16 protein-coding genes, 2 tRNA genes and 1 pseudogene are annotated in these 13499 nt (G+C 44.8%); 17 read left to right on the top strand and 2 right to left on the bottom strand.

Annotated elements, in window-relative coordinates; genetic code table 11:
• Positions 1 to 22 precede the first annotated feature (22 nt).
• From IPJ67_03320 to IPJ67_03270, 11 genes and pseudogenes are all read left to right on the top strand, one after another.
• Positions 23 to 355, top strand: a complete 333-nt coding sequence (locus IPJ67_03320) for a hypothetical protein (GenBank protein QQR77155.1) — start codon at positions 23 to 25, stop codon at positions 353 to 355.
• A 143-nt stretch (positions 356 to 498) separates the two neighbouring features.
• Positions 499 to 575, top strand: a tRNA-Met gene (locus IPJ67_03315).
• A 32-nt stretch (positions 576 to 607) separates the two neighbouring features.
• Positions 608 to 684, top strand: a tRNA-Asp gene (locus IPJ67_03310).
• 275 nt (positions 685 to 959) lie between these two features.
• Positions 960 to 1478, top strand: coding sequence for a DUF2726 domain-containing protein (locus IPJ67_03305; GenBank protein ID QQR77154.1), 519 nt, complete (start codon positions 960 to 962; stop codon positions 1476 to 1478).
• 300 nt (positions 1479 to 1778) lie between these two features.
• Entirely contained in the window at positions 1779 to 3158 is a 1380-nt protein-coding gene (locus tag IPJ67_03300; protein ID QQR77153.1) for a radical SAM protein, read from the top strand.
• Between the two features lie 113 nt (positions 3159 to 3271).
• A complete protein-coding gene (locus tag IPJ67_03295) occupies positions 3272 to 4006 on the top strand; it encodes a hypothetical protein (GenBank protein QQR77152.1) in 735 nt (244 codons plus the stop codon).
• A 799-nt stretch (positions 4007 to 4805) separates the two neighbouring features.
• Positions 4806 to 5603: a hypothetical protein gene (locus IPJ67_03290; protein ID QQR77151.1), complete on the top strand. Its 798-nt coding sequence runs from the start codon at positions 4806 to 4808 to the stop codon at positions 5601 to 5603.
• Between the two features lie 108 nt (positions 5604 to 5711).
• Positions 5712 to 6160 (top strand): annotated as a pseudogene (locus tag IPJ67_03285) (hypothetical protein).
• A gap of 4 nt (positions 6161 to 6164) precedes the next feature.
• On the top strand, positions 6165 to 7004 hold the full coding sequence (locus IPJ67_03280; protein ID QQR77150.1) for a trypsin-like peptidase domain-containing protein: 840 nt from the start codon (positions 6165 to 6167) through the stop codon (positions 7002 to 7004).
• 84 nt (positions 7005 to 7088) lie between these two features.
• The gene (locus IPJ67_03275) at positions 7089 to 7715 is read left to right on the top strand and encodes an HNH endonuclease (protein QQR77149.1); all 627 of its coding nucleotides are present in this window, start codon (positions 7089 to 7091) and stop codon (positions 7713 to 7715) included.
• 12 nt (positions 7716 to 7727) lie between these two features.
• Positions 7728 to 8996 carry a DUF2130 domain-containing protein gene (locus IPJ67_03270; protein QQR77148.1) on the top strand — a complete coding sequence of 423 codons (1269 nt, stop codon included), beginning with the start codon at positions 7728 to 7730 and terminating at the stop codon, positions 8994 to 8996.
• A gap of 8 nt (positions 8997 to 9004) precedes the next feature.
• Here the strand turns inward: IPJ67_03270 and IPJ67_03265 are convergent, their stop codons facing one another.
• Positions 9005 to 9553, bottom strand: a complete 549-nt coding sequence (locus IPJ67_03265; protein ID QQR77147.1) for a hypothetical protein — start codon at positions 9551 to 9553, stop codon at positions 9005 to 9007.
• Entirely contained in the window at positions 9550 to 9930 is a 381-nt protein-coding gene (locus IPJ67_03260) for an NUDIX domain-containing protein (protein ID QQR77146.1), read from the bottom strand. The genes IPJ67_03265 and IPJ67_03260 overlap by 4 nt, the downstream gene beginning before the upstream one ends.
• A gap of 186 nt (positions 9931 to 10116) precedes the next feature.
• Here IPJ67_03260 and IPJ67_03255 point away from each other — a divergent pair, with 186 nt between their 5' ends.
• Genes IPJ67_03255 through IPJ67_03230 form a run of 6 tightly spaced genes read left to right on the top strand, consistent with a single transcriptional unit; the run spans position 10117 to position 13474 of the window.
• Positions 10117 to 10479 (top strand): inorganic diphosphatase, encoded by a 363-nt coding sequence (locus IPJ67_03255; protein ID QQR78036.1) that lies wholly within the window; start codon positions 10117 to 10119, stop codon positions 10477 to 10479.
• Positions 10480 to 10487: 8 nt separating this feature from the next.
• Entirely contained in the window at positions 10488 to 11063 is a 576-nt protein-coding gene (locus tag IPJ67_03250; GenBank protein ID QQR77145.1) for a CYTH domain-containing protein, read from the top strand.
• A 16-nt stretch (positions 11064 to 11079) separates the two neighbouring features.
• A complete protein-coding gene (locus tag IPJ67_03245; GenBank protein QQR77144.1) occupies positions 11080 to 11583 on the top strand; it encodes a C39 family peptidase in 504 nt (167 codons plus the stop codon).
• Between the two features lie 23 nt (positions 11584 to 11606).
• A complete protein-coding gene (locus IPJ67_03240; GenBank protein ID QQR77143.1) occupies positions 11607 to 12056 on the top strand; it encodes an HIT family protein in 450 nt (149 codons plus the stop codon).
• A gap of 17 nt (positions 12057 to 12073) precedes the next feature.
• Positions 12074 to 12721, top strand: a complete 648-nt coding sequence (locus IPJ67_03235) for a haloacid dehalogenase-like hydrolase (GenBank protein ID QQR77142.1) — start codon at positions 12074 to 12076, stop codon at positions 12719 to 12721.
• A 33-nt stretch (positions 12722 to 12754) separates the two neighbouring features.
• Positions 12755 to 13474 (top strand): DNA alkylation repair protein, encoded by a 720-nt coding sequence (locus IPJ67_03230; GenBank protein ID QQR77141.1) that lies wholly within the window; start codon positions 12755 to 12757, stop codon positions 13472 to 13474.
• The last annotated feature ends 25 nt before the right edge of the window (positions 13475 to 13499 follow it).

Here is a 13499-nt window from a genome sequence, read left to right as displayed (position 1 = left end):
CAGCTTTTTTAAGGAGGATACTATGACACTTTTAGCGAAAAACATAAAGAAGGGAACGACGGTCTCGGATGTGGAAATTCACGAAGGGCTCGTCTCTCCTCTTGTGAAGCAGTACAATCTTTCCAATAGCCAGAAAGACGATTTGCTCCTTCTTGCACGGCGGTATTCGTCTCTGTGGTTTGGGACGATGGTATCCCAACCGGATGCCGATGAATATATCGCAGAGGAAATTGATGACTTGATGGAGCATATTCGTAGCGAAGGGGAGCCGTTTCATGAAGCCTGCATAGACCTCATGAATGCGGTGGCTACGTGTCTTCGAGATATCGCGCAAAACGCGGAGGTGGAGGCTTGAATGCGTATACGTAGTTGGCGCCTGGAGTATCGAGGCGCCTTTTTCTTTCCCAACTTGAAACAATCGAGGCTTTCTGGTAGGCTCCTCATAGGGAGCGGGTATTTCTCCGCCCTTGTTTTCTTTCTCAATACGTGATATTTTTTGCCAGGGTAGCTCAGTTGGTTAGAGCACGGGACTCATAAGCCCGGGGTCGCGAGTTCGAATCTCGCCCCTGGTACCATGTGGAAGGAAAGAGCCAGAGAAGAATATATTGGGGGCGTAGCTCAGTTGGTTAGAGCGTCTGCCTGTCACGCAGAAGGTCGCCGGTTCGAGCCCGGTCGTCCCCGCCAATACAGAAAAGCTGCCTCATGGGAGGTGGTTTTTTTTGTTTTTCCAAAGGCATAAACGCCGGCTCGAAGGTGGAGTTTATGGGCGCAAGAGACAATGAAAGGTCTATCAATGATTCAGAGAATGAACAAGTAGTTTTGAAAGCGGACTCTTCGTATGATTACGAACCCATATATCTTCATCCATCTGACGAATTTTTGTTAATGGAAAAGTTGTTGCTATAGTTAAAAAGCCATCTTGAAATAGAGCTGTCATTGTTAGGTTAATACAGAAAACTATGTTCTGGATTATCTTGTTGTTCATTTTTCTTTTGATAGTTATCGCCATCAAGCCATTTCTTCGCAGAAACGGTCGGTCGGTTGATTTTTCTCTCTATCGCAAAAAAGATCGAGTCATGAACGAATCGGAGCAGGCGCTTTTCATCAACCTGCAGAAAACTCTTGGCGACCGATATATTGTCCTCTCGAAAGTTCGCATCGAGGACTTCGTCGAAGCCACTCATGGAATCGGCGGGTACGGCGCGCGCGGACGGATCAAGTCGCGCCATGTCGATTTTCTCATATGCGATCGCGCCACGACGAAGCCGCTTCTCGCGGTAGAGCTCGACGGGAAATCGCACCAAGGAGAAGACCGACAAAAGCGCGACCGATTCGTGGATGAACTCTACAAAACAATAGGTTTGCCGATACGCCATATACCGGTAGGAAGCAACTTTTCGGAATGCGCGCAAGAAATCAATGAGGCTCTGAAAAATTTTGGATATACCGCAGAATCTATAGTAGGAATCCTTGACTAAAAAACAATACCATGCTACGGTTTCTTTACGAGGAGAAATCATGGTGATTTTTCCCGTTGCAGTACCTTAAAGAGAGGAATCAAAGATGGCTAAGGCTAGAGAAAAAAAGCCCTTGGTTTTGTCCAAGGTTCAGCGTGAGAAGGTTCGCGGAGAGAAGCTTTCTGTCTCGGCCGGTCACAGCGACCTCAAGTGTTGCTATACCTCCTGCACGCGTTGCAACTAGCAACGAGTAGGTCGGTTCATTAACCAAATTGGGGACGTCTCTTGACGCCCCCTTTGAAATTTTGAGGAGCGCATTTCATGATCGGCGAAAAGTTTCGCGTAACGCGATGGAACAAGAGGTTTCGGAACGACGGCATTGTCGCCGTTCTTCATACGCTCTCGCTTGCTGTGCTGTATCTGGATGAGCAAATGGGAGAAGTTTTGGAACGCCTTAAAACAGCATATTCCAAAGAATCGATTATCGAAGAGGTGGGCGAGGAAGTTTTCAACTGTCTGGTCGAAGAGGGCTTGCTTGTTCCAGATTCGACAAATGACAGAGACGTGCTGATCCGTCTTCGGGAAGGTCTTGTTTCGGATATTCGTCTGAATATCATGTACCTCCTTTTGACCGACGGATGCAACTTGAAGTGCCGGTACTGTTTCGAAGACACGCCGAGCGTACATGATTTCAAAGAGCGCGTTATGTCTCTGGAGACAGTCGAGCAAGCTCTGCGATTCTTTGGTCGTCTTGCGAGTCGGTACGGACGGAAGGATTCGAAAAAAATCGTCCATATGTACGGCGGCGAACCGCTTCTCAATCAAAAAGCTTTGCGAAGAGCAATGGAGTGCGCCGACCCTCTGAAGGATCAGGGCATTCTTCCCCAAGAGACGGAATTTGTGGTGGTGACGAACGGCGTTTTGATGACCAAGGACTTGGCGGAGTTTTTTGCCAAGCACCGTGTCTCGGTGGGAATATCGATTGACGGTCCGCGCGCGTTGAACAATCTGCACCGCATTGCGAAGAAGCGCGGCGTTGATGTTTTCTCTTCAGCGAAGCGAGCGTACGATATTGCCCGTTCAGCTGGCGTCTCTGTTGGACTGTCCGCCACGCTCACGCCGGAAGTTGTGGATAATTTCGATGCCGTGCTCTCGTTCTTTGTGGATGATCTCGGCATACAGGATGGAGTCAGCTTCAATATTCTCCACTACAACCCCGCGGTAGGCGTTGATGATCGATATTTCGAACGGGCGGCAGAGTGTCTCATACGAGCATTTTGCTTGTTTCGCGAGAAAGGCATCCACGAAGAGCGCATGATGAGGAAGGTCAACGCTTTCGTGAATCAGGAGCCGATGCTTGCCGATTGTGGCGTGATAGGAAACCAAGTGGTTATAGCTCCAGATGGCACCGTTGGCGTGTGCCAGGATTTCGTCAAGCCGAGGACGTACTTTCAAGGTTCGGTGTACAACGAAGGATATGATCCTGTCGAACAAGGTCTGTTCGAGTCATGGAAGCGGAGATCGCCGCTCTTTATGGAGCAGTGCTTCGACTGCGAGGCGGTTGCCATGTGCGGCGGAGGATGTCCCGCGAGCGTCGAGCTAAAAACCGGCGATCGCTGGAATACGGATGAACGCATCTGTCCGCACAGCAAACGTTCCTTGGAATGGCTTATATGGGAGTCATATCGAGCCAGCGCGTAAGCGATATGATGTTCGCGTTTCTTGGGCAAGGACTACCATCCTTGCCCTTTCTTTTTGTCCGCTCTCCCGCTAAAATGCTCATAACAAGCCCAATAAAACTCTGATATATTTCTATGTCCAATATCCCGCGCCTTTCATTTTCGATACTGCCCGAAAAAGATATTTCGACCTTTTTCTCCTTTGTAGAAGAAGCTGGCTTTGATGGCGGGCGAAATTTAGAGTGGGCGGTGTTCAAGAATCATCTGAACCTCAAAAAGTTTTTTCGAGATCACGAATTTATCGGCAAAAAATCCGATATCGCCTCATACGTTTCGGAAATTTACAATCGCGATCGAGATGTTATGAAAGATCGACTGAAGCAATATGAAGAAAAGTGGCGGGTTGCCGAACCAGTCTACTTCGCGGGTGTGCACGCTTTGTTCGACTCCTCTTTCTGGCCGGAAGGGAAATACATTGCCTTTCCAACCGTGTGGGGTATGTACCCGCGTTTTTTGGAAGACAAGACCTTTCAGCTTCCCTATGAACCGGCAAATCGAGCGGATATTCTCTTCATCATCGCCCACGAAATGCTCCACTTCATTTTCTACGAATATTTTCTTGCCAAACACCAAGAATATCGAAATGAGGACAGTGATTTTTTTCTGTGGCATGTTTCGGAAATTTTCAATACCATCGTTCAGAATTCTGCCTCATGGCCGCAGGAGATGAACAACCGAGAAGCGGGGTATCCCGAACATGAGAATATCGTCAAGGAGCTTTCCAAAAAATATGGATCCATATCAAAAGAAAATTTGGACGCGTTTATTTTAGACATCGTACAGAGTGTAAAGAAACAACCCGGCTTTTAGTTGAACTTTGTTCCGTTCTTCTTTTTCACGGAAAGACCAATGCTGCAGACTCTACCGTGTCGCCATCACCCGTTCTATTCGCTCCCGCATTACCTCAAACCGCGCACCCATGCCGAGGAGTCCCATCAAGATTTTCGGGCAGAAATTGTTCGTGATTACGTCCCGCAGTCCCCGTGCTGATAAGAAAAATGGCTTAAGCAAGCCATCTTTTGTTGTATGTGAAATATTGACAAAAGTATATAGATATGATAAGATATTCCGGTACGAAGGTGTACAAATATCAAGGGGGATGTAATATGTTCGTAAAAGTCGCTCTGAATTACCAATGGTATGGTTTGAGAACCGATATTGCGTTTGTTGGGCCGTTTGAGGAAGAATCGTCGGCTGTGACCTTGAAAGATGCTCTCCATAGGTTAATTTCGGAACATTCTCTCTCCGGATATGCTGAGCTAACGTTGTTTTGTGACAAAAAAACTGGTCCTTGTCTTGATGTCACATGTAGCGCCGACGACGTATACAGCGCTATGAGTGAAGCTCTTCAAAAATATGCGAATCGGTGTTGATCATCAACATTGGCACTAACGAGGGGTACTCTGAATAGATGTGCCCCTTTAAAATTGGAAAGAAGTATTTTTCATTAAGAAATAAACTCGAACATCGTCCAGTATGTCCCGCCAATACAGAAAAGCTGCCTCATGGGAGGCGGTTTTTTTGTTGGGGATGACCGCTCTTTGGCTTCATAGTGTTTCAGGGAGGGGATGGTGTATACTGGGGAATGCTGGCGCTTTAAAATATTTGTATGGAAGAAACAACATCGAATGGTACAGAAGCTGAGACGAAGAAGAAAAAGGGAATGATGATTGGTGTGGTGGTGGGTATCCTTATTCTTCTGGCGGGATTTCTTGTGGTGAGCGGATCGGGGAAAAATAAGACAATGATGGATGGAGTTGTCAGTGATGAAAAGGAAGTGGGAACGATGCCGTCAAAAGATGCGGTGAAGATGTCTTTTCAGGATCTTTTGGGAGGGGGGAAATCGCAGAAGTGTACTTTCTCCGATGAGAGCGATATGTCGAAATCGGAAGGCACGTTCTATGTGTCGGACGGAAAAGGTCGAGCAACTCTTTTGAGTACGGATCTTTCTGACAAGAATGCAGGAATGACAACCAGATCAAATATGATTTTCGATACGGGGAGCAATACGACATATTTTTGGAATGAGGCGACGAAACAGGGTATGAAAATGGCAATGAACCAGAAATTGGATTCTCCTGCAATGGAAAAGGATACAGCAAATGGGACGACGATTCCTTCGCGTCCGGAGGATGTTGCCAAAGATTTCAATCATAAATATTCGTACGACTGTAATCCATGGACGGCAGACGAAGCTATGTTTGCCATTCCGTCGGACGTGGTGTTTACCGATGTTGCGGAAATGATGAAGGCTTTGCCAGTACCGAGTACTTTGCCGGGAACGGCTCCTCTGGAATCGGGCTCGCTTCCGATGTCGGGAACTGACACAAAGGCTCTTCAGTGCTCCGCTTGCGAACAAGCGGGTGACCAAATGGCGGCGTGCAAAAAAGCTCTTGGCTGTGAGTAATCTTCTCTATTTTGTTACCGATTGATTCGCAGAAAGCAAAAAGCACATCCGAGAGGGTGTGTTTTTTGTTTGGTTTTTGGCTTGAAATGGGAAGAAGAGAGGAGTAGGATGGAGGGAGTGGGTTTTGGTATTCTTGATGGCGCCGATATTCCCCGATTTGGAAATAATGATATGGCAAATAAGAATCTTACAAGTGCAAAACGGGCAAAGAACGATGAGTTCTATACGCAATATGACAATTACGATGCTATTGAGGTGCCGTTTATCGGTGCTATCTTGAGCGATTATATGATGGCGTGATGGGCGTGCCGATCAGTTTTCTCGATAAGTATTCACCCGAGCAGTTTGAGATTGTTGGAATGTACGAAAATGAGGATTTGTATAAACAAAAAATAAAGGTATACACATCCGCTGAATGTAAGAATGCTTATTTAGATAAATTCGGAAGAAAAGGAACTTATGATTTGAATGCAAGCGGGGTAGTCATCCGGGAGGGTTTATTAGAAAAAGTTTATCAGAGAGTGCTCATTCAGCATAAGAAAGAAATAAGTTTTTAGAAATATGAAAGAATTAATATCACAAATAAAAGAAAGCACCGTGTTTTTTGGGCTTATGCGAAATAACGAGCCGGTATTTTCAGGAACTGGTTTTCTGATTCAGGTAGATGATGTGTTTTATGTTGCGACCGCTAAACATGTAGTTGAAAATAATTATCAGCAAATGTTCATATTCCTAAATAATAAAAATTTTGGAGTAAACTTTAAACCCATCGAAGAGATATTAAGTCAGGGATTCTCTTGGAAGAAACATGGTAATAATAATGTTGATATTGCCTTGTTGCCATTTCCACTCGCGCCACAGTTGGATAAAGCTAAATTTATTCCAAATAGTCTCTTTATAAACGATATATCAGAAATTCAAGAGCTAGTTGATTTGTTCTTTCTATCCTTTCAGCCAGGCATAAATGAATTAAAAAACGACAACTCGATAAATCCCATAATACGAAAGGGAGTTATTTCACGGATCAATCATGATAAAACATTTTTCATGGACGGTTTCGCTTTTCCGGGAAATAGCGGTAGCCCGGTATTTTTATTACCAACTCCAGTAAAAATAAAAAATAACTCGATTCAAATTGGAGGTCCAGTAGAGATTAAATTGGCTGGTGTTATTGGCGCATATGTACCTTATAGAGATGAAGCTATAAGTCGACAAACGGGTGAGGTGAGAGCAATTTTTACTGAAAATACTGGAATTGCACTCGTGCACTCAACGGCATTACTGCAAGACATCATAAGAAGCGATGATTTTCAAGAGCAACACAAAAAACTTACTAAAGCTAATAAGATAACACAAGCCCAGAACCCACTTCAAACATCCCCTGAAATTTCGCAAATGTAGTATTTTCTCAAGAAAAATATCGATGAATAATTTACCTCTCAATTTCTATGTCCCCGAAAATCCAGATAAAAGATGTAGCGATGGATGAAGTGTCGCACATGCTATCATAAAGCTATGACCACAACGAAGAAACCTCTTATTTATCAGGCGAAAAACGGTGCGCTGGAATTGCGCGGGGATGTGAACGCAAAAACCGTTTGGGCAACGCAACGGCAAATGGCGGACGTTTTTGATGTGAATGTTCCCGCGATTAACAAACATATCAAGAATATTCTCAAGGAGAAAGAGTTGAATGTGTCAACTATTTCCATTTTGGAAATAGTCCAGAAAGAGGGAAAAAGAGAGGTTATTCGTAAAGTCGAGCATTATAATCTTGACGAACTCTATGCCGATCCGTATGTCAAAAACCGCAAAGGCGTGTTTGAATTTATTTTGGGAGGCGCTATTGATACCAAATTGCTCAATGTGCGCGTGTTTGATGAGGCAACAAAAAAATCAGTGTATCGAGAACAAACAGTGAAAGCTGAAAAGAAAGAAGAATCAAATTGCCCTCTTTGTGCGCTTGGGCATGATGCTAACAAGGACAAAATATGGAAAATTGACGAAATGGATGCAGATCATGTGGCGGCTTGGAGTAAGGGTGGTACAACGGATGCAAAGAATTGCCAGATGCTCTGCAAGACACATAATCGCGCGAAAGGAAATCGATAATGAAAAATCACTATGAATGAAATTATCTGTCCGCATTGTGAAAAGGCTTTCAAGGTTGATGAGGCGGGATTTGCCGATATCCTCAAGCAGGTTCATGACGCTGAATTTGAAAAAGAATTGCATGAGCGCGTTGAAATGCTTGAGAAAGAGAAAGAAACAGCCGTCAAACTTGCCGAGGCAAATATCAAGAACATACTGCAAGCGGACCTCGCAAAAAAGGACAGGGATTTGGCTGAGCTCAAGGCCGAGAAGGAGCGGGAACTTCTCGAGATTTTGGCAAAGAAGGAAACGGAGATAGCCGACATGAAATCAAAAATCGAGAGTGCGGAGATTCAGAAAAAACTCGCCATCAGCGAGGCGGTCAACCCGGTCGAAAAAGAGCGAGATGATTTCAAGATCAAGCTGCAGGGCAAGGAACACGAAATGCAACTTCGCGAGGTTTCCTTGAAGGATAAGTATGAAAATGAACTGAAATCAAAAGACGAAATTATTGAGCGGTACAAAGACTTGAAGTTGAAGTTGAGTACCAAAATGGTAGGTGAAACCCTGGAACAACATTGTGAAATTGAGTTTAACAAGCTTCGGGCAATAGCGTTTCCGCATGCATACTTCGAAAAAGATAATGATTCCAAGACCGGCAGCAAGGGGGATTATATTTATCGTGAAACGGATGAGGCCGGCAATGAAATTATCTCTATCATGTTCGAAATGAAGAATGAAGGCGATGAGACGGCTACGAAGCATCGAAACGAAGATTTCTTGCGCGAGCTTGATAAGGATCGCACAGAGAAGAAGTGCGAGTACGCGGTCCTTGTTTCACTTCTGGAAGCAGAAAACGAGCTCTACAATGCGGGTATTGTCGATGTCTTCCATAAGTATCCCAAGATGTATGTTGTTCGCCCGCAATTTTTCATCCCTATGATAACGCTGCTCCGCAATGCGGCTATGAATTCGCTTCAGTACAAAGCCGAGCTTGCGCTGGTAAAGAATCAAAATGTCGACATCACCAACTTTGAGGAGAATATAAATAAATTCAAGGATGGTTTCGCAAGGACGTATGATCTTGCTAGCCGTAAATTCAAAACCGCCATTGAAGAAATAGACAAAACTATAGATCATCTTCAGAAAACCAAAGACGCGCTCTTGTCATCCGAAAACAACCTGCGCCTTGCAAATAACAAAGCCGAAGACCTAACCATCAAAAGACTCACCCGCGGCAATCCCACCATGACCACCAAATTTGCAGAACTTTCTGAGAACGGGAAAGTTGCGGAAGGATAGCACTATCATTATCTTCCTTCCTCAATCATCTTCCTGATTGCGAGAAAGTTTTTGTTCCATACATTCAATCTTTCTGCTTCGGGATATTCGGCAAGGGTGCGCGACTCGCCTTCGAGTATGATGATTCTATCCCATCCTTTCTGAAGTGTCCCTCGCTCCTCGGTTGCAAATGTGCAAGGGACTTGAAATGTGAATTCTTTTGTTGCTCCGTCTGGCTCGGCGTAAGCCGCTGCTATTTCGAAATATCCGCTGCGATCTTTGAATTGCGAAAGTAGAGCGAGAAGTACTGCGACAGAAACTTTTCTGTTGAAGAAATTCATATACGGACCCGGAATACCCAAGGCATTGACGTACAAACTATGGTCTTCACGAATCGCTGGAGCATGGTAGTCTCGCGCAACAGCGAGTGCAGTGAAGTGGGCGATCTCGGCGCTGGTGTCGGCTTGAATTTCCGGGTACTCACGCGTGACGGGTAAGAGTGTTATGCCCGTTCCATCAAATGCGGACTGTGCCGCCATAAGCTTTCCTGTATTCCTGGTTGCAAGATAGATATTCATAGGAGTGTCTTCTGAAGAATTCGTAACCCGTTTTTATCGTCATCAAATTTCATCATCTGGAGAGTCTCGCCAAAACTAACCCATCTGTATTCGGTGTGTTCCTCATTGATTACTACCAATTGATCAGTGGCTACTTCTGCGGCGTAGACTACGACGACAAAGGGAGACTCATGGTATTGAAAACTAAATCTATTGATTTCATCGCTCCACCGCAACACATTTCTGATGCCCGCTTCTTCGGAAAGCTCTCGCGTACGACACTCGGCTACTGATTCATCACGTTCAAGTGTTCCGTTTACCGCATTCCAAAAACCACCGCGCTCCTCTGTTCTTTTGAGAAGGAGGACTTCAAAATCCCCGCCTCTCTTTCGGTACACTATTGATTGAACTATTACGGGTAAATTTTTAGACATGGGTTAGAGAGAAAATGACGACTGTCTTTAATATACCCGATAGACAGCTAAAGAAACAAACAGGAGTGCCTACTACGAGTATTCCCCAACACCGCCATATTCAATAGTGTTATTTTGCCTGTGCTGGGCGGTGATGCTATCATTCCTATCATGGAATCCATATCCCTCTCACTCGCCAAGCCATACCTCGGAAAAGAAGTCGAGGTTATCATCGACCGCCCGCTCCGGAGCAAGCATCCGAAACACGGCTTTGTGTATGAGGTGAACTATGGATATATTCTCGGCACAAAGGCTCCAGATGGAGAGGAGCTCGACGCGTATGTTCTCGGCGTTGAGAAACCGATAGAATCCTTCAAAGGAGAATGCATCGCCATTATTCACCGCCTGAACGATGACGATGACAAGTTAGTAGTTGTTCCGAAATCACTTGAAGATATGAGTGATGAGGAGATTCGAAAGGCGACGAGTTTTCAGGAGCAATTTTTTCAGTCGGAAATAATACGTGTATTGTAAAGGAATCCATGAACATCGAGTACGAGGCGACTTTTACGAATATTGAGAAAGATGATATTCGCGAGCGATTGAAAACAGCGGGCGCTGTTTTGGTTCGGCCGGAATATCTCCAGAGGCGCATACCATTCTTTCTTCCCAATAAAGAAGATGCTGAGAATTCATGGCTTCGTGTTCGCGATGAGGGCGACAAGGTGACATTAAGTCTGAAGACAATTGATGGAAAGAATATTGAGAATCAGAAAGAGCTGTGTCTCGAAGTGAACAGCTTCAATGATGCGGTTGAGCTTCTCGAATCAATTGGGTGCGTGCGAAAATCTTATCAAGAGTCAAAGCGCGAATTGTGGACGCTTGACGGTGTGGAGATTACTCTTGACGAGTGGCCATTTCTCGAGCCATTTGTGGAAGTGGAAGGAAAGAGTGAAGATTCTGTGCGAGTGGTATCGGAGAAGCTCGGGTTCGATTATAGTAAGGCGCTTTTTTGTGCAGTCGGGGATCTCTATGTTTTGAAATACGGCATTCATCCGGACAAGATAAACACTCTCGACAAGCTGATCTTCGATATGCCGAACCCGTTTGTTTCGTAAATGTTTTCATAGACGTATGAAAGAAATACTTCCTCTCAAACCGTTCCAAGAAACCTTGCATGCCGGCATGTGTGGTCCAGCTTCTTTGAGAATTGTTTTGGAATATTATGGTGTTGAAAAAACAGAACAGGAACTGGCACGGCTCTGCGGAACAAATGATGATTTGGGGACAAGTGATCAGGGGTTAAAGAATGCTGCTGAGCAGCTTGGCTTCATGGTAGAAATAAAAAATGAGAGCACTTTTGAAGATATTGAGAAGTGGCTTGACAAGAAGGTTCCCGTAATCGTGAACTGGTTTACACGAGGACGAACGGACTACACCGATTCGGATGTGGCTGACGGACATTATTCCGTGGTAGCAGGATTGGACGGTGACTCTATCTACCTCCAAGATCCAGAGGTAGGTTCGATGAGAAAGTTGGAGCGAGAAGACTTCATGACCGTGTGGTTCGATTTCACCGGAAAGTATATCAAGCCGGACGAACTTATCATTCGTCAGGTTGTTGCAGTGTATCGATAATATTGTATAACGATGAAATGTCTATGACTCTCTTCGACAAAATCATTTCCGGTGAAATCAAATCATGGAAAGTATGGGAAGATGAAAACTATCTCGCCTTTCTGACCCCGTTTCCCAATACGCCAGGAATGACAGTGGTTATTCCCAAAGTGAATACAGGAAACTATCTTTTCAGTCTGAAAGATGAGGATTATCATGGATTGCTTGATGCGGCGCGAACGGTAGCAAAGATTCTTGAAAAGACGTTCGATACTCCACGAGTGGCGATGATTTTTGAGGGAACTGGCGTTGCACATGTGCATGCCAAGCTCTTTCCGCTTCATGGGAAACTCGCCGGCGAAACAGGAGTTTGGAGTAAGCACGTCGAATTCTATCCGGAATATATCGGCTACCTCACGACCGTCGAGGGACCGAGAATGTCCGATGAAGAACTGAATGAGGTACAGAGAAAAATACGGAATGCGCAGAAATAGATTTGAAGGTCATCAATATGGGTTTTCATAAAGGATACAAAACCATCTTCTTTGATTGGCACAACACACTTTCGACGTCGCTCTTTTGGGATCAGTGGAAAAATCCCGAACATCCGCGGCACGAATGGCATACTCCACTCTCTCAATACTTATTTGGAGAGAATATGCCAGTAGTGATGGATTGGATGCGAGGAAGAGTGAACGCGGAAGAGATTTCAGAAATGCTTTCCGATCGATTTGGGCATTCTCGCGGCATTATTTTTCGGGATCTCAAAGAGAGTTGCGAGTCGATGCGTTTGGTCTCTGATGAAATTCTTCCACTTGTGCAGAAATTGCGAGAAAACGGAACGAGGTGTGTCATTGCGACGGACAATATGGATACCTTTACGAGGTTTGCTGTTCCAGCAATGCGGCTTTCGGAACATTTTGACGGTATCATTAATTCTTTTGAGAGAGGTGTGCTCAAGCAAGATATTGATGAACAGAATCCTAATCGAATCCCGTTTTTTGACGAGTATTTGAAAGAGAATAATTTACGATGCGAAGATGTGGTACTTATAGACGATTGTATCTATAAAAGTGGTGTTTACGAAAGGATGGGTTTTGATATTCTACAAATTTTTAGTCCCGATGATTTTGTAGGGAAGCTAAAGCAATTAGCATGAAGAGTACTTTGAATAATAGTCATGAAGAATAGTATGAGTTTTCAAGATCTCAAAAAAGATATCCGAGAGAATGCTTCAAAGGAACGTGCGCGGGCGAGTGCGCGGTTTTTCAAAACAGGGAAGGGGGAGTATGGTGAAGGGGATCGATTTTTGGGACTCACTATGGGGGAAGTGCGGAAGCTTTCTAAACAGTATCGGAATATCGATTTCTCTCAAGTTGTGAAACTTCTGGAGAGTTCGTGGCATGAAGAGCGAATGATCGGGCTTCTGATACTTGTTCTCCGGTATGAGGAGGCGAAAAGCGTGCCAGAGAAGCGGACGGTTTTTGATTTTTACATTGCGCATCGGGAGGCGGTGAATAATTGGGATTTGGTTGATGTGACGACGCCCAATATTGTTGGAGATTTCCTCTCGCAACAGAAAAATCGGGATATATTGTATCGATTTGCACGGTCGAAAAATCTCTGGGAACGGCGGATGGCGATACTTGCGACGTATCGATTCGTACGAAGTGGAGACTTTCATGATACGGTTTCGCTTGCCACACTCTTGCTTCGGGACACACATGATCTGATTCACAAGGCGACGGGCTGGATGCTTCGCGAAATCGGGAAGCGGGACGAATTGACACTTATTCGATTTCTCGAACAATACGCGACAGAGATGCCGCGCACTATGCTTCGATATGCTCTCGAGAAATTCTCGCCCGAGAGGCGCCAGTACTTCTTGAAAAAGAAGTCATTCTCGTGTTGAAGTGAAATAATCTCGGTATGAAAAC

Source organism: Candidatus Moraniibacteriota bacterium (assembly GCA_016699385.1).
GTDB lineage: Bacteria > Patescibacteriota > Minisyncoccia > Moranbacterales > UBA1568.
Note: the sequence above shows the minus strand (reverse complement) of the source record. Positions and strands in the feature narration are given on the sequence as shown.